Source organism: Bacillus sp. V5-8f, from assembly GCF_002863565.1.
Lineage (GTDB): Bacteria > Bacillota > Bacilli > Bacillales > DSM-1321 > Peribacillus.
In genome coordinates this window covers 192,667-209,965 of sequence record NZ_PGUW01000005.1, presented here as the reverse complement: position 1 = coordinate 209,965, position 17,299 = coordinate 192,667, and the positions used below count along the sequence as shown (strand labels likewise).

Here is a 17,299-nt window from a genome sequence, read left to right as displayed (position 1 = left end):
TACCAGCTCTGCCAGGTTTCTTTTTTTATCAATTAATAAATAAAACGAAGAAGGATTTACAAATTTGTTGTCGAAACGTAGAATAGTATAATAAAAGAGCGCAAAATCGTTTTGGAGGTGCCCCTATGACCCTGACCCCATTGGACATACATAATAAAGAATTCAGCAAGGGATTTCGTGGATACGATGAGGACGAGGTAAATGAGTTCCTTGACCAGATTATCAAAGACTATGAAATAATCCTTCGTGAAAAAAAGGAACTTGAAAACAAATTGAATGAAGTATATGATCGCCTTGGCCATTTTACAAGTATCGAAGAAACGCTGAATAAATCAATTGTTATTGCCCAGGAAGCGGGAGAAGAAGTAAAGAGGAATGCACAGAAAGAAGCAAAGCTGATTATAAAGGAAGCGGAGAAGAACGCAGACCGTATTGTGAACGATTCCTTGTCAAAGGCGAGAAAAATCGCCATGGATATCGAAGAACTGAAGAAACAGTCAAAGGTATTCCGCACCCGTTTTAAAATGCTTGTGGAGGCACAACTGGATTTGCTGGATAATGATGACTGGGATAAGCTTTTGGAATACGAAATCGATGCAACTGAATTGAAGGTCAGCGAGGAAGTATAACGCGGTCTCTTGACGTTTAGCACGTATTTCGCATATAATTTTAAAAAAATCATTCATATCGATATTAATACGATGAAAGGGACAGTACGTTTCTTCAATTCCCCTATGAAAGAAGGATTTTTCCTTGAAATAAGCGAGCCGGGAGCGGTGGAAGCCCGGCATAGGCGAAGAAACCGAAGATCACCCTTGAGTTCCGAATTGAACCCTATTGGAAGTAAATGAGGCGGATCATTCACGTTACGGATGCTTAAGAGGATATGGATCCGGCAGCATTAAATAGCCTTATTCCTGTCTAACCAGGGTGGTACCGCGGGAAAAAACAAAGCTTTCTCGTCCCTATATTGGGATGAGAGGGCTTTTTTTATTTCCTGATAAATAATAACGCCCCCTTTATCGATTATGATATGCCTAAAATATGGAGGAATGGAAATGGAATACAAAGATACGTTATTGATGCCAAAAACTGAATTTCCAATGCGGGGAAACCTGCCAAAGCGAGAGCCGGAAATCCAGGAAAAATGGGAAGAAACAGATATCTATAACAAGGTCCAGGAACACACAAATGGTCGCCCTTTATTTATCCTGCATGACGGGCCGCCATATGCAAACGGCGATATCCATATGGGCCACGCATTAAATAAAATTTTAAAGGATTTCATTGTCCGTTATAAATCAATGAGCGGATTCCACGCTCCTTATGTGCCAGGCTGGGATACACACGGCCTTCCAATTGAAACTGCCTTAACAAAAAAAGGGGTTAAACGGAAGGAAATGAGTGTAGCTGAGTTCCGCAAGCTTTGTGAAGAATACGCCTATGAACAGATCAATAACCAGCGTGAGCAATTTAAGCGTCTGGGAGTGCGCGGTGACTGGGAAAATCCGTATATTACATTAAAGCCTGAATATGAAGCACAACAGATTAAAGTTTTTGGAGATATGGCGAAGAAAGGATATATTTACAAAGGCTTGAAGCCTGTTTACTGGTCACCTTCCAGTGAATCTGCACTGGCGGAAGCAGAAATTGAATACCAGGATAAGCGTTCTGCATCCATTTATGTTGCCTTTGAGGTAACTGATGGAAAAGGGGCAGTTGAAGAAGGAGTCAAGATTGTAATCTGGACTACAACTCCATGGACGATTCCAGCCAATCAGGGTATTGCCCTTCATCCTGAATTAACTTATGTAGTTGTGAAAGCGGATGGAGAAAAATTCTTAGTTGCAGAAGCATTGCTCGAGTCCGTAGCCAAAGAAGTAGGATGGGAAAGCCCTAGCGTAGTGAAGACGTTGAAAGGGACTGAACTCGAAAGAGCAGTAGCAAAGCATCCTTTATTTGACCGGGAATCACTTGTTGTATTGGGTGAACATGTAACAACGGACGCCGGTACAGGTTGTGTTCATACTGCTCCTGGCCACGGGGAAGACGATTTTCTAGTGGGCCAGAAATACGGGCTGGAAGTGCTTTGCCCTGTTGATGAAAAAGGTTACATGACCAGGGAAGCAGGCGAGTTTGAAGGATTATTTTATGATGAAGCGAATAAGGCAATCACAGAAAAGCTCCAGGAAGCAGGAGCACTTTTAAAGCTTTCATTCATCACTCACTCTTATCCGCATGACTGGCGTACGAAGAAGCCGACCATTTTCCGTGCAACAGCGCAGTGGTTTGCTTCCATCAAAGATTTCCGCCAGGATCTCTTAAAAGCAGTGGAAGAGACCAAGTGGGTTCCTGCATGGGGAGAAACACGCCTGCATAATATGGTCCGTGACCGTGGGGACTGGTGTATTTCCCGCCAGCGTGCATGGGGTGTTCCTATTCCTGTATTCTATGCCGAAAACGGTGACCCGATTATCACAGACGAAACCATTGAACATGTTTCAACCCTATTCCGTGAGCACGGTTCGAATGTTTGGTTCGAGCGCGATGCGAAGGACCTGCTTCCTGAAGGCTTCACGCATGAAAGCAGCCCGAACGGAAAATTCACGAAGGAAACGGATATCATGGACGTATGGTTTGATTCAGGATCTTCACATCAGGCTGTGCTGGTAGAACGGGATGGCCTTGAGCGTCCTGCTGACCTATATTTAGAAGGATCGGACCAATACCGCGGCTGGTTCAACTCTTCTCTTTCCACTAGTGTCGCTGTTAGCGGAAAAGCGCCATATAAGGGCGTGCTAAGCCATGGTTTTGCATTGGATGGCGAAGGAAGAAAAATGAGTAAATCGATCGGAAACGTAGTTGTCCCTGCAAAGGTAATGAACCAGCTTGGCGCAGATATTTTGAGGCTGTGGGTTGCTTCCGTTGATTATCAATCAGATGTCCGCGTATCTGATCCGATTTTAAAGCAGGTTGCCGAGGTATACCGGAAAATCAGAAATACGTTCCGTTTCCTTCTTGGAAACCTCGACGGGTTCAATCCTGAAGCCGATAAAGTTTCTTTAGGTGAGCTTCGAGAAGTTGACCAGTATATGCTCATTAAATTGAATAAGCTTGTAAAACAGGCAAAGCAGGCTTATGACAACTATGAGTTCGCAACCATCTACCATTTGGTGAACAATTTCTGTACGCTTGACCTGAGTGCATTCTACCTGGATTATGCAAAAGACATCTTATACTGTGAAGCACCAGATAGCACGGAAAGGCGGGCAATCCAGACGGTCCTTTACGAGTCACTGCTTGTGCTTGTAAAATTGGTTTCACCAATTCTTTCCCATACAGCAGATGAGGTATGGGCTTTCATTCCAGGCGTAACGGAAGAAAGCGTCCAATTGACACTGATGCCTGATGGATTCGAAGTCGCAAATGCAGTCGAAATTGAAGAGAAACGGAACGCATTCATGTCGCTTCGAGATGATGTGCTAAAAGCTTTGGAAGAAGCACGGAATGAAAAGATCATCGGGAAATCACTAAATGCAAAAGTAACGGTTTATGTAAATGACGGTGTGAAGCAATTGCTGGATAGCATTGATGAGAATCTTGAGCAGTTGTTCATCGTTTCTGCGTTTGAGGTCGGAGGCAATTTTGACTCAGCTCCGGAACAGGCGCTTAAGCTTGACAAAGCAGCTATCGTTGTTTCCAAAGCTGAAGGCGAGACATGTGAACGCTGCTGGAATGTTTCTGAAGAAGTCGGGAAAGTGGAAGAGCATCCAACCCTATGCCCGCGCTGTGCCACAGTTGTAGAAGAACACTATTCAGTAAATCAATAATGAACAAGGGAGCGGAGCACTTTGCTTACGCTCCCTTTTCTTTCAGGTATATGTAATTAGGCAATTTTTTTAGATTATGCTACAATTCAGAAGAAACTTTTACATAGTTTGGGGGATAAAAGGTGTTCTATTATTTCATTGCCCTGTTTGTGATTGCGCTTGATCAACTGACAAAATGGCTAGTAGTGAAAAATATGGAGCTTGGGGAGAGTATCGCAATTATTCAGGATTTTTTATACATAACCTCCCACCGGAACCGCGGGGCGGCCTGGGGAATTTTACAGGGGCAGATGTGGTTTTTTTACATCATAACGGTAGTTGTTGTGGTCAGCCTTGTCTATTATCTTCAGAAAATGGGGAGACAAAGCACGCTATTGGGTGTATCGCTCGGCTTGATGCTCGGGGGAGCGATTGGTAATTTCATTGACCGTATAGCGAGAAAAGAAGTGGTGGACTTTATTAATACGTATATTTTTAGTTATAATTTCCCGATTTTCAACATTGCGGATTCGGCCCTGACAATTGGGGTAGGGTTAATGATCATCTACATGCTTTTGGAAGAAAAGCGTTCGAAGGAGACGAAGAATGGATAATGTAACATACACGCTGGATGAAACATTTGCAAGAGAAAGGATAGACAAGGTGCTCAGTGGGTTGAATGAAGAGTGGTCAAGATCCTTTGTACAGCAGTTAATTAAGGATGGCCGTGTCCTTGTAAATGGGGCTTCCATTAAATCGAACTATAAATGCAGCCCAGGGGACCATATCGAAGTAGACCTGCCTGAACTGGAAGAGTTGGATATATTGCCTGAGGAAATGAACCTGGACATCTACTATGAAGATGGAGATGTCCTGGTCGTCAACAAACCGCGGGGAATGGTGGTCCATCCGGCACCAGGGCATACGACAGGGACGCTTGTCAACGGACTGATGGCCCACTGCAAAGACCTATCTGGCATAAATGGTGTGATGCGTCCAGGTATTGTCCACCGGATTGATAAGGATACATCCGGCCTGTTAATGGTAGCAAAAAATGATATGGCCCACGAAAGCCTGGTACAGCAGCTCGTGGATAAAACGGTAACTCGAAAGTATAAGGCAATCGTTCATGGCGTAATCCCGCATGACCATGGGACAATCGACGCACCGATTGGACGCGATAAAAAAGACCGGCAAAGCATGACTGTAACCGAAGAGAATGCCAGGAATGCAGTTACTCATTTCAGGGTGCTCGAAAAGTTTCATAACTTCACCTTGGTTGAGTGCCAGCTTGAAACCGGACGTACCCATCAAATACGCGTCCATATGAAGTATATCGGCTATCCGCTTGCCGGAGACCCTAAATACGGACCAAAGAAGACCTTGACTAGTATAGAAGGACAGGCTCTTCATGCAGGAATCCTGGGGTTTATCCATCCAAGGACGGGAGAATACATGGAGTTTGAAGCACCTCTTCCGGAGGACTTTGAACATGTTCTGGAATCTTTACGAAAAAGTGATTGACATGGCTGATAATAACTTTTATTATGGACATAATGAAAATAAGAACCTTTAACACAGTCCAGAGAGGCTGGGAAGGAAGCGGATCTTGAAAGGTAATCAATCCTAGACGAGCTCGACTCCCCATGCCCACTGGCATGGGGATTTTTTATTTTAGTAAAACTTATTAAGGATGTATACACTATGGGTGAAAAAGCTATTGTTTTAGATGAACAGGCAATCCGCAGGGCATTGACACGAATTGCCCATGAGATTATTGAAAGAAATAAAGGAATCGAGAATTGTATCCTGATTGGTATCCGAACGCGGGGCATCTTTTTGGCAAGGCGCCTTGCGGAAAGAATCGGCCAAATTGAAGGTAACAGCATTGACGTAGGAGAGCTGGATATCACTTTATACCGCGATGATCTTACGAAAAAGACCACTGATGGCCAACCATTGGTTAAGGGATCGGAAATTCCCGTTGATATTACCGGCAAAAAGGTCATAGTGATAGATGATGTCTTGTTTACAGGGAGGACGATTAGAGCAGCGATGGATGCTTTGATGGATCTAGGCCGTCCTAATCAAATACAACTGGCCGTCCTTGTTGACAGGGGTCACCGAGAACTTCCAATCCGAGCCGATTATGTCGGAAAGAATGTCCCGACATCACTTTCGGAAAAAATTGCAGTTACATTGAGCGAAGTGGATGGTATTGATCAAGTCAGTATTTTAGACAACTAACAAGAAGCCTCCTGGCAGCCGGTTCGTCGGCTAAAACCTGCCAATTCCTATGGCAAACCAACGCCGCCAGCCCAGTGAGGCGACAATAAGAAACCTTTTTAAATGGTCCTGCGAGGCCATAAAGGGAACAATGTTAGAATTAACATTCCTTGTCCTCTTTGCCTCGCCGTAAAGAGGACTTTTAAAAGGGTTTAGGGGGAAACGTTTTTATGGAAGAAACTAGAAGAGATGTGGTCCTTGATGTGAGGGATGTACCTTCACCGGTTCAATGGATAACATTAAGCATGCAGCATTTATTCGCAATGTTCGGGGCAACGGTTTTAGTGCCGTTCCTAGTTGGGTTAAGTCCGGGGATCGCGTTAATATCGAGCGGTCTTGGAACATTATCATACCTGTTAATTACAAAGGGGCAAATACCTGCTTATCTTGGGTCTTCCTTCGCTTTCATAGCGCCGATTATTGCGGCAAAAGCGATGGGTGGTCCGGAATCGGCAATGATCGGATGCTTTTTCGCAGGCTTGGTATATGGAATGATCGCTTTAATCATCAAGAGGGTGGGACTTAATTGGTTGATGGAGCTCTTGCCTCCGGTTGTAGTCGGCCCGGTCATCATTGTCATTGGTTTGGGGCTTGCAGGTACGGCGGTCAATATGGCCATGTACGAAAATCCAGGGGCGCCAGCCGGTGAACTTGTCTACAGTACAACTCATATCACTGTTGCGCTTATCACACTTGGGGTAACGATTATATGCTCTATCTTTGCACGAGGGTTTCTTAAACTGATACCGATCCTGATGGGGATCATTGCAGGCTATATCTCCGCCTATATTGCGGGAATTATCGACTTTAGCGGGATTGCAAAAGCCAAATGGTTCCAAATGCCAGATTTCATGATACCTTTCGCAACATATACACCGAATTTCTCATGGGAAGTCATCGTGATAATGGTTCCTGTTGCAATCGTTACGATGGCCGAACATATCGGCCACCAAATGGTGCTTAGTAAAGTAGTAGGAAAGAATTTTATCAAAAAACCTGGTCTCCACCGCTCCATTGCTGGCGACGGTTTCGGAATTGTGCTAGGCTCGATTATCGGTGGGCCGCCGCTTACATCTTACGGTGAAAATATCGGGGTTTTGGCGATAACCCGCGCATTTAGTGTTTATATCATCGGTGGAGCAGCCACAATAGCGATTCTGTTCGGCTTTATCGGTAAGATATCTGCAGTAATCAGTTCCATACCACAGGCTGTCATGGGTGGCATCTCCATCCTGCTGTTTGGGATTATCGCATCCAGCGGCCTTCGTATGTTGATTGATAATAAAGTTGATTTTGGAAATAACAGAAATCTCATCATCGCTTCCGTCATCCTGGTCATCGGGGTAGGCGGTGCCTATGTAAAGCTGTCTGATGCTGTATCACTTTCAGGAATGGCGCTAGCAGCAATTATCGGTGTGCTTTTAAACCTGATCCTTCCGGGCAGGGAAAAGGCGAGTAGCATGTTTGGAGAAGAGAAGTAATTTTAAACTGAATATACACCTTTTAAAAGAAGTCCAGAGAGGCTTAAAAGGGTGGTGCTCTTAGAGGAAGTATGGAAAGATTGTAGAACGCGTTTCTGCTGCTTTTCATTCTTTCCCTGAACACTTTCACCCTGGAACCAATCTTTGGCCCAGGGTATTTTTTTACCCTGGAACTAGGATGAAGTACACAAAGGGGGAATATTTATGAGAAACTTACTTACTATGAATGAATTATCTGTTCGAGAAATCGAAGAAATCATCAGGCAAGCAGAGGATTTTGCTGCCGGAGAATCTTGGTTTCCTCACCGTCAAACTTTTGTGGCAAATCTCTTTTTCGAACCAAGCACACGCACGAAATGCAGCTTTGAAATGGCGGAAAGAAAATTGGGATTAGAGGTTATCCCTTTTGATGCCGGTACTTCAAGTGTTCTAAAAGGGGAAACTCTCTATGACACTGCCAGAACGCTCGAAGCCATTGGAGTGAATGCCCTGGTCATCAGGCATGAAATGGATCGTTATTACGAAGAACTGTCTGGTAGGCTGAACATTCCAGTAATCAATGCTGGTGACGGGTGCGGCCACCATCCAACACAGTCGCTCCTTGATTTGATGACAATTAAACAAGAGTTTGGCGGTTTTAATGGCATCAAGGTTGCGATCATTGGGGATATCCGCCACAGCCGGGTAGCCAGGTCCAATGCTGATGCGTTAACGCGCCTTGGAGCTAACGTAGTATTCTCAGGACCGCCTGAATGGTTTGATGACCAGATCGGGAAAGGTTCTTATGAAGATATTGATGTGGCCGTCAAAACTGCTGATGTCGTCATGCTCCTAAGAATTCAGCATGAGCGGCACATAACAAACCATGACAGCACAAATGGTGAGTATTTGCAGCGATTCGGTTTAACAAAGCAACGTGAAAAAAGCATGAAGCCCCGCGCCATTATCATGCACCCGGCACCTATCAACAGGGGAGTGGAAATCGATAGTGACTTGGTTGAATGCGAACGCGCAAGGATTTTTAAGCAAATGGAAAACGGCGTTTATATCAGGATGGCCGTATTAAAAAGAGCGTTAGAAAAGGAAAAGGGAGGAACCGTTTATGAGAACCATCATCAAAAATGGAGTATTGCTCGATAACGAAGGAAATCTGATCAAGGCTGAAGTCGCTTTTGAAAATGGTGTCATTACCGAACTTGCAGAAACAATTCCTGCCGCTGGGGATGAGGTAATTAATGCAAGCGGAAATGTTATCGTCCCTGGATTCATTGACCTTCATGTACACTTACGCGAGCCTGGCGGAGAGAAGAAAGAGACGATTAAAACGGGGACAATGGCAGCTGCCAGGGGAGGATTCACTACTGTCGCTGCAATGCCGAATACGCGTCCGGTACCCGATAGTAAAGAGCAAATGAAATGGCTGATGAACAGAATTGAAGAAACGGCACATGTAAGGGTTCTTCCTTATGCTTCCATTACAGTTCGTGAACTTGGGAAGGAATTGACAGATTTTGAAGGGCTGAAGGAAGCGGGGGCGTTTGCCTTCACAGATGACGGGGTAGGCGTGCAGGAAGCTGGAATGATGCTCGCAGCCATGAAGAAAGCAACGGCATTGAATATGCCGATCGTGGCCCATTGCGAAGATAATACGTTAATTAATAAAGGTTCCGTCCATGAAGGCAAATTTTCCGAAGCGGCCGAATTAAACGGAATTCCTTCTGTATGTGAATCCGTTCAAATAGCCAGGGATGTGCTACTGGCAGAAGCGGCGGATTGCCATTACCATGTTTGCCATATCAGCACCAAGGAATCTGTTAGGGTCGTAAGAGATGCGAAAAGAGCCGGAATTAAAGTGACCGCAGAAGTGACCCCTCATCACCTTATCCTCTGTGATGAAGATATTCCGGGACTTGATCCCAATTATAAAATGAATCCTCCGCTAAGAGGCCGGGATGATCGAGAAGCGCTTATAGAAGGCCTGAGGGATGGCACGATCGATTTTATTGCGACAGACCATGCTCCCCATACAGCGGAAGAAAAAGCGGAAGGAATGATCCTCGCGCCCTTTGGGATTGTCGGGTTGGAAACAGCTTTTCCGCTCCTATATACCCATTTTGTAAAGAATGGAATCTTCACCCTTAAGGAACTGGTTGAGTTCTTGACCGTAAAACCTGCTGAAAGCTTTTCCCTTCCATTCGGGAAGCTGCGTGCAGGTGCAAAGGCAGATATTGTACTGCTGGATTTGGATTCAGAAAAACGGATTGACAGCACTGAGTTTGCCTCAAAAGGCAAAAACACTCCTTTTAACGGGAAGGTTTGCTCTGGATGGCCGGTAATGACAATTGCTGAAGGTAAAATAGTTTGGGAAAAAGGACGTGTAAAACAATGAAAAGGCAGCTCATTCTAGAGGATGGTACAGTATTCGTCGGCGAAGCTTTTGGAAGTGATACGGATAAAATAGGGGAGGTTGTGTTCAATACTGGAATGACGGGGTATCAGGAAATCTTATCTGACCCTTCCTATTGCGGACAGATTGTAACCCTTACTTACCCCCTTATTGGCAATTACGGCATAAACCGTGACGACTTTGAATCAATTAATCCTGCAATCTCAGGATTTATCGTTAAGGAGGCAGCAGACTTCCCATCCAATTGGAGGAATGAGCTTTCGCTGGATGAATTTTTCAAGTCAAAGGACATACCCGGAATCAGCGGGATTGATACAAGAAAACTGACAAGAATCATTCGCCAGCATGGCACAATGAAAGGCGCAATTTGCAGAATTGAAAAAAATCCAGAGGACATTTTAGAGCAGTTGAAAGCTACGGTTCCGCCAACCGACCAGGTCAAACGCGTTTCAACAAAAACGGCTTACCCAAGTCCTGGAAGAGGCAAAAGGGTAGCGTTAATAGACTTTGGTATGAAGCACGGAATTTTGCGCGAATTAAATGACAGGGATTGCGATGTCGTAGTGCTGCCTTACAATGTTACAGCAAGTGAAGTGTTGAAGCTAAATCCTGACGGAGTTATGCTCTCCAACGGACCTGGGGACCCGAAAGATGTCCGGGAAGCGATAGAAATGATCAAAGGGATTCAGGGCAAGGTACCATTATTCGGAATCTGCCTTGGCCACCAGCTCTTTGCACTTGCAAACGGTGCTGAAACAGAAAAAATGAAATTTGGCCATCGCGGCTCAAATCATCCGGTGAAGGACTTAAAAACAGGAAATGTTGCGTTAACCTCGCAAAACCATGGTTATACTGTACAAAGTGATTCTATTCGCCGCACCAACCTGGAAATTACCCATATTGCTTTAAATGACAATACAATTGAAGGGTTAAAACATAAAGAACACCCGGCCTTTACGGTTCAATACCATCCGGAAGCGTCACCAGGACCGGTAGATGCCAATTACTTATTTGACGAATTTTTAAACATGATTGAAATTGCAAAAGAGAGAGGGGAAGCAACATGCCAAAACGTACAGATATAAAAAGCATTCTTGTAATTGGTTCAGGTCCAATCGTCATTGGGCAGGCTGCGGAATTCGATTATGCAGGAACCCAGGCATGCATCGCATTAAAAGAAGAAGGATATAAAGTCATTCTAGTAAACTCGAACCCTGCAACAATCATGACCGATACGGAAATAGCAGATAAAGTATATATAGAACCGATCACATTAGAGTTCGTCAGCAAAATCATCCGAAAAGAACGGCCAGATGCACTATTGCCGACATTGGGCGGACAAACAGGGCTTAATATGGCAGTGGAACTGGCAAACGCGGGTATTCTGGAAGAATGCGGAGTCAAAATTTTGGGTACAGAGCTTTCAGCTATCGAAAGGGCAGAAGATAGGGATTTATTCCGGACGCTCATGAATGAATTGGGAGAACCGGTTCCTGACAGTGATATCATCCATTCCATAGAAGATGCGCTTCAATTCGTTGAACGGGTTGGATATCCGGTTATCGTTCGTCCTGCATTTACGCTTGGAGGAACAGGTGGAGGAATATGTGCGAACGAAGAAGAGCTAATGGAAATCGTAGCGGGTGGTTTGAAAAGCAGCCCTGTGCATCAATGCTTGCTGGAAAAAAGCATCGCAGGATTTAAGGAAATAGAATACGAGGTTATGAGAGACAGCAATGACAGTGCCATTGTCGTTTGTAATATGGAAAATTTTGACCCGGTAGGAATCCATACAGGGGACTCGATTGTCGTTGCACCAAGTCAAACTCTTAGCGACCGGGAATACCAGATGCTGCGCAATGCTTCTTTGAAAATTATACGGGCCCTGAAAATAGAGGGTGGCTGTAACGTCCAGCTCGCTTTGGATCCATACAGTTATCAGTATTATGTAATTGAAGTAAACCCGCGCGTAAGCCGGTCATCAGCGCTCGCTTCAAAAGCGACTGGCTATCCAATCGCTAAGCTCGCTGCCAAAATTGCCGTCGGCCTAACGCTGGACGAGATGATGAACCCTGTAACAGGAAAGACGTATGCCAGCTTTGAACCAGCCCTTGATTATGTCGTGTCTAAAATCCCGCGTTGGCCATTCGATAAGTTTGAGTCCGCAAACCGCAAGCTCGGAACCCAAATGAAAGCGACCGGGGAAGTCATGGCGATAGGTAGGACGTTTGAAGAGTCCATCCTTAAGGCAGTCCGCTCTCTTGAAGCTGGATTGTTCCATATCGGACTTAATGAAGAAGTCAGTGATCAGCTGATTGAAAAGCGCATCCGCAAAGCCGGAGATGAGAGGTTATTTTATATTGGGGAAGCGTTAAGAAGAGGGACAAGTATTGATACCATCCATGAGTGGAGCCAAATTGATCTGTTCTTTCTTCATAAGCTGAAAAAAATAGTTAAGTTTGAAGAAACGCTTCGAGAAAACCTATTTGATTATGAGTTAGCTGTTAAAGCGAAGAAAATGGGCTTCTCGGATGTTATTCTTGCCGAGCTTTGGAAAACTGATCAACGTTCCATCTATGAATGGCGTAAGGAAAAGGAGATTGTTCCGGTTTATAAAATGGTAGATACCTGTGCTGCCGAATTCGAATCAGAAACTCCTTATTTTTACGGAACATATGAGGACGAGAACGAATCCATTGTAACAGAACGGAAAAGCGTGGTCGTTTTAGGGTCAGGCCCGATCAGAATCGGCCAGGGAGTTGAATTCGACTATGCGACCGTTCACTCTGTTTGGGCAATCAAGGAAGCCGGGTATGAGGCGATTATCATCAACAATAATCCAGAAACAGTCTCAACCGATTTCAGTATTTCCGATAAGCTTTATTTCGAACCTCTGACCATTGAAGATGTTATGAACATCATAGATCTTGAAAGACCGATGGGTGTGGTGGTCCAATTCGGGGGCCAGACAGCTATCAATCTAGCGGAGCAGCTGGTTGAAAGAGGAGTAAAAATATTAGGAACGTCACTTGAGGACCTGGACCGGGCAGAAAACAGGGATAAATTTGAACAGGCGCTGAATGAATTGGGAATCCCACAGCCAAAAGGAAAAACGGCAACTTCGGTTGACCAATCTGTCCAGATTGCTGAGGGCATTGGCTATCCAGTATTAGTTAGGCCTTCCTATGTCCTAGGCGGCAGAGCTATGGAGATCGTCTATAAACAAGATGAATTGCTTCACTATATGGAAAATGCGGTGAAAATTAATCCGGACCATCCCGTGCTCATCGATCGCTATTTGACAGGGAAGGAAATTGAAGTGGATGCTATTTCAGACGGAAAAGATGTGGTAATCCCGGGAATTATGGAGCATATCGAACGTGCAGGAGTCCATTCTGGTGATTCAATCGCAGTTTATCCACCACAAAGCCTGTCAGCAGATATTAAAGAAAAAATTGTGGATTATACATCAAGACTGGCAAAGGGATTAAACATTATCGGTCTATTAAATATTCAATATGTTGTTAGCAACGATGAGGTATTTGTTATCGAGGTTAATCCGCGCTCAAGCCGGACGGTTCCTTTTTTAAGCAAGATTACAAATGTCCCAATGGCGAATCTCGCTACAAAGGCCATCCTCGGAAATTCCTTGCAATCTATGGGGTATACGAGCGGGTTAGTCCCCGAAAAATCGGGTGTATACGTGAAAGTGCCGGTATTCTCCTTTGCAAAACTGCGGAGGGTCGATATTACCTTAGGTCCGGAAATGAAATCTACCGGAGAGGTAATGGGCAAGGATTATACTCTCGAAAAAGCATTATACAAAGGTCTGGTGGCTTCTGGCATCCAAATAAAAGACCATGGATCCGTCCTATTGACTGTAGCGGATAAGGATAAGCAGGAAGCACTTGAAATCGCCCGCCGCTTCAATAATTGCGGATACCGGATCGTCGCGACATCTGGTACGGCAGCAATATTGGAAAAAGCCGGGATCCCGGTACAGATTGTTGAGAAGATCGGGGAATCAGGAAAGAATCTTCTTGATGTCATACGGAATGGCGAGGCTCAATTGGTCATCAATACATTAACCAAAGGAAAGCAGCCTGAGCGTGATGGCTTCCGAATCAGGCGTGAATCGGTGGAAAATGGCATTCCATGTTTAACGTCTCTGGATACAGCAGAAGCAATCTTACGGGTAATCGAATCGATGACATTCTCGGCAGAAGCAATGGCAAAGTCCGATAAAGCCCGAGAGGTGTCCTATTCATGATAAAAAACGAGAACATGAGAGTCATCAGCCAGAGAAAAATTGCTAAATCAATATATGAGCTCACCTTAGAAGGTGAGCTTGTTTCTGAAATGAATCAGCCGGGACAATTTGTCCATATAAAAGCTGGAAGTGGATTTGAGCTGTTGTTAAGGCGGCCGATAAGCATTTCTTCCATAAAGGAAAAAGAAAAGCAATTCACGATGATTTACCGTGCAGATGGAAAAGGAACACAGCTCCTTTCGCAAAAAAAGAACGGTGAAGAGGTAGATGTACTTGGTCCTTTAGGCAATGGATTTCCTGTTGACGAGGCACATGGAAATGGCGGCAAGGTGCTTTTGGTAGGCGGCGGTATCGGGGTTCCTCCTTTATTTGAGCTATCCAAAAGATTAAGAGAAAAAGGCTGCTCCGTCATTCATGTATTGGGTTTCCAATCGGTAGACAATGTTTTTTATGAAGAACAATTTGCTAGTTTGGGAGAAACATATATTGTTACGGCTGACGGATCATATGGCAGTGCAGGTTTTGTCACTGATGTGATTAAACGGATTGAAGAGGATTTTCAAATCATCTATGCCTGCGGACCAACGCCAATGCTACGGGCACTAGAAGCTGAATACGGCCATAAACAACTCTATTTGTCACTTGAAGAACGGATGGGTTGCGGGATTGGCGCCTGCTTTGCATGTGTTTGCCATACTGCTTCAGATCCCGATGGCCATTCTTATAAGAAAGTGTGCGCCGATGGCCCAGTATTCCGGGCAGGGGAGGTTATTCTATGAAGTCACTTGCTATCAATCTGCCAGGACTTGAATTGAAAAATCCAGTCATGCCGGCATCAGGCTGCTTTGGATTTGGGCGTGAATTCAGCCGCCTGTATGATTTAAACAAGCTCGGAGCCATCATGATTAAAGCGACAACCCCGGAACCCCGATTTGGAAACCCGACCCCGCGGGTTGCGGAAACATCAGCTGGCATGCTGAATGCTATCGGGTTGCAAAATCCAGGGCTTTCAAAGGTGATAGAAGAAGAGCTTGCTTTTCTTGAAATGTACGACATTCCTATTATCGCTAATATTGCCGGGTCACAAGTGCAAGATTATACAGAAGTTGCCCGCGAAATAAGCAAGGCTGGCAATGTAAAGGCCTTGGAATTAAATATCTCTTGCCCAAATGTGAAACAAGGTGGGATCGCATTCGGGACTGATCCAGAAACGGCAAAAAGCGTGACTAAAGCCGTGAAGGAAGTTTCCGAGGTACCTGTATACGTTAAACTTTCCCCTAACGTCACCAACATAACTGAAATGGCTAAAGCGGTGGAAGATGCAGGGGCAGACGGGCTAACGATGATCAATACATTGCTGGGAATGAGACTGGATATCAAAACAGGAAAGCCAGTGCTTGCAAATGGGACAGGCGGCTTATCCGGCCCGGCAATTAAACCGGTTGCCATCAGAATGATACATGAAGTAAGCAGGCGGGTGTCCATTCCCATCATAGGGATGGGAGGCATTGCGACTGCGGAAGATGTAATTGAATTTTTTTATGCAGGGGCCAGCGCGGTGGCGGTCGGAACCGCAAACTTTGTCGATCCTTTTGTATGCCCGAAAATCATTGAAGAACTTCCGGAATTGCTTGAAAAGCTGGGTTATAGCCATATTTCAGAGTGTACGGGAAGGAGCTGGAACAAGGATGCACAAATCTCTTATCATCGCTCTTGATTTCCCAGACATGGAAAAAACAAAACATTTTCTTGGGTGGTTTAGCGGGAAGCAATTATTTGTCAAAGTGGGCATGCAGCTATTTTACCAAAACGGTCCCGGAATCATCAATTTTATAAAAGAGCAGGGACATGATGTTTTCCTTGATTTAAAGCTCCATGATATTCCTAACACGGTGAAGCAGGCTATGAGGGGTCTCGCAGGCTTGAATGTTGATTTAGTTAATGTTCATGCTGCAGGCGGCGTTAAAATGATGGATGCAGCACTCGAAGGATTGGATGCCGGTACACCTTCAGGAAAAGAAAGGCCAAAATGCATTGCGGTCACACAGCTAACAAGCACCACAAAAGAACAAATGAATGAAGAACAACGGATATACGGGCTTTTAGAAGAATCTGTTCTCCATTATGCCGGATTAACGAAACGTGCCGGGCTTGATGGGGTAGTTTGTTCAACACATGAGGTAAGCTTGATCCATGAGAGAATCGGAAAAGGCTTTTTAACGGTAACTCCAGGCATAAGGATGGCCGAGGGAGAAACCCATGACCAAAAAAGAGTGGCGACACCTGAACAGGCAAGGATGCTTGGGGCAGACGCAATCGTTGTCGGCAGGACAATTACAGCAGCAGAAAATCCATTTGAAGCCTATAAAAAAGTACTGGAAGCGTGGGAGGGAATTAAGATATGAAAGAAACGATAGCGGAGCATTTGTTAGAAATAAAGGCTGTTTACCTACAGCCTGACAATCCTTTCACATGGGCTTCGGGGATTAAGTCCCCTATCTATTGCGATAACCGGTTAACACTGTCTTACCCGGAAATCCGCAAAGAAATAGCAAAGGGATTGGCATCGTTGATTCAAGAACATTTTTCCGATGCGCAAATACTAGCGGGAACAGCTACTGCGGGAATTCCCCACGCTGCCTGGGTAAGCGATATTTTAGACCTTCCGATGTGCTATGTAAGATCCAAGCCAAAGGGACATGGGAAGGGCAACCAGATTGAAGGAAAAGTGGAACCAGGGCAAAAGGTTGTCGTCGTCGAAGACCTGATCTCTACTGGAGGCAGTGTAATCGAGGCAGTAAAAGCCTTACGAGAAAATGGCTGCACTGTTTTAGGGGTCGTATCCATCTTCACGTATGAATTACAAAAAGGTAAGGACCAGCTGGCTGCAGAAGGTATCCACTCCTTTTCGCTCTCAGATTACACTTCCCTCATTAAAGTTGCAAAAAACCTCGGACTTATTAAAGAAAGCGATAGGTATAAATTAAGCAAGTGGAGAGAAAATCCGGCAGATACCGGATGGATCACTGCATAAAGAAGACAGCCA

General features: G+C 44.9%; 14 protein-coding genes. All 14 read left to right on the top strand.

The annotated features are described in order from the left end of the window. The first annotated feature begins 125 nt into the window (after positions 1 to 125). Positions 126 to 629, top strand: a complete 504-nt coding sequence (locus CUU64_RS08605; protein ID WP_101633150.1) for a DivIVA domain-containing protein — start codon at positions 126 to 128, stop codon at positions 627 to 629. A gap of 429 nt (positions 630 to 1,058) precedes the next feature. Beyond that, positions 1,059 to 3,830: an isoleucine--tRNA ligase gene (ileS, locus tag CUU64_RS08595; RefSeq protein WP_101633148.1), complete on the top strand. Its 2,772-nt coding sequence runs from the start codon at positions 1,059 to 1,061 to the stop codon at positions 3,828 to 3,830. Between the two features lie 122 nt (positions 3,831 to 3,952). Beyond that, a complete protein-coding gene (lspA, locus tag CUU64_RS08590; RefSeq protein ID WP_101633147.1) occupies positions 3,953 to 4,423 on the top strand; it encodes a signal peptidase II in 471 nt (156 codons plus the stop codon). Continuing rightward, on the top strand, positions 4,416 to 5,333 hold the full coding sequence (locus CUU64_RS08585; RefSeq protein ID WP_101633146.1) for an RluA family pseudouridine synthase: 918 nt from the start codon (positions 4,416 to 4,418) through the stop codon (positions 5,331 to 5,333). Before lspA ends, CUU64_RS08585 begins: the two co-directional genes overlap by 8 nt. Positions 5,334 to 5,513: 180 nt before the next feature. Continuing rightward, on the top strand, positions 5,514 to 6,056 hold the full coding sequence (gene pyrR, locus CUU64_RS08580) for a bifunctional pyr operon transcriptional regulator/uracil phosphoribosyltransferase PyrR (protein ID WP_101633145.1): 543 nt from the start codon (positions 5,514 to 5,516) through the stop codon (positions 6,054 to 6,056). Between the two features lie 209 nt (positions 6,057 to 6,265). Next, entirely contained in the window at positions 6,266 to 7,576 is a 1,311-nt protein-coding gene (locus CUU64_RS08575) for a solute carrier family 23 protein (protein ID WP_101633144.1), read from the top strand. Between the two features lie 204 nt (positions 7,577 to 7,780). Then, the gene (locus CUU64_RS08570) at positions 7,781 to 8,716 is read left to right on the top strand and encodes an aspartate carbamoyltransferase catalytic subunit (protein WP_101633143.1); all 936 of its coding nucleotides are present in this window, start codon (positions 7,781 to 7,783) and stop codon (positions 8,714 to 8,716) included. After that, complete coding sequence (locus CUU64_RS08565) at positions 8,679 to 9,965, top strand: dihydroorotase (RefSeq protein WP_101633142.1); 1,287 nt, start codon at positions 8,679 to 8,681, stop codon at positions 9,963 to 9,965. The genes CUU64_RS08570 and CUU64_RS08565 overlap by 38 nt, the downstream gene beginning before the upstream one ends. Continuing rightward, positions 9,962 to 11,068: a carbamoyl phosphate synthase small subunit gene (locus tag CUU64_RS08560; RefSeq protein ID WP_101633141.1), complete on the top strand. Its 1,107-nt coding sequence runs from the start codon at positions 9,962 to 9,964 to the stop codon at positions 11,066 to 11,068. The genes CUU64_RS08565 and CUU64_RS08560 overlap by 4 nt, the downstream gene beginning before the upstream one ends. Beyond that, positions 11,047 to 14,253 carry a carbamoyl-phosphate synthase large subunit gene (gene carB / locus CUU64_RS08555; protein ID WP_101633140.1) on the top strand — a complete coding sequence of 1,069 codons (3,207 nt, stop codon included), beginning with the start codon at positions 11,047 to 11,049 and terminating at the stop codon, positions 14,251 to 14,253. Before CUU64_RS08560 ends, carB begins: the two co-directional genes overlap by 22 nt. After that, positions 14,250 to 15,032 carry a dihydroorotate dehydrogenase electron transfer subunit gene (locus CUU64_RS08550; protein ID WP_101633139.1) on the top strand — a complete coding sequence of 261 codons (783 nt, stop codon included), beginning with the start codon at positions 14,250 to 14,252 and terminating at the stop codon, positions 15,030 to 15,032. The genes carB and CUU64_RS08550 overlap by 4 nt, the downstream gene beginning before the upstream one ends. Continuing rightward, on the top strand, positions 15,029 to 15,970 hold the full coding sequence (locus CUU64_RS08545; RefSeq protein WP_101633138.1) for a dihydroorotate dehydrogenase: 942 nt from the start codon (positions 15,029 to 15,031) through the stop codon (positions 15,968 to 15,970). The genes CUU64_RS08550 and CUU64_RS08545 overlap by 4 nt, the downstream gene beginning before the upstream one ends. Continuing rightward, positions 15,942 to 16,658 carry an orotidine-5'-phosphate decarboxylase gene (gene pyrF / locus CUU64_RS08540; protein ID WP_101633137.1) on the top strand — a complete coding sequence of 239 codons (717 nt, stop codon included), beginning with the start codon at positions 15,942 to 15,944 and terminating at the stop codon, positions 16,656 to 16,658. Before CUU64_RS08545 ends, pyrF begins: the two co-directional genes overlap by 29 nt. Next, entirely contained in the window at positions 16,655 to 17,287 is a 633-nt protein-coding gene (gene pyrE / locus CUU64_RS08535) for an orotate phosphoribosyltransferase (protein ID WP_101633136.1), read from the top strand. The genes pyrF and pyrE overlap by 4 nt, the downstream gene beginning before the upstream one ends. The last annotated feature ends 12 nt before the right edge of the window (positions 17,288 to 17,299 follow it).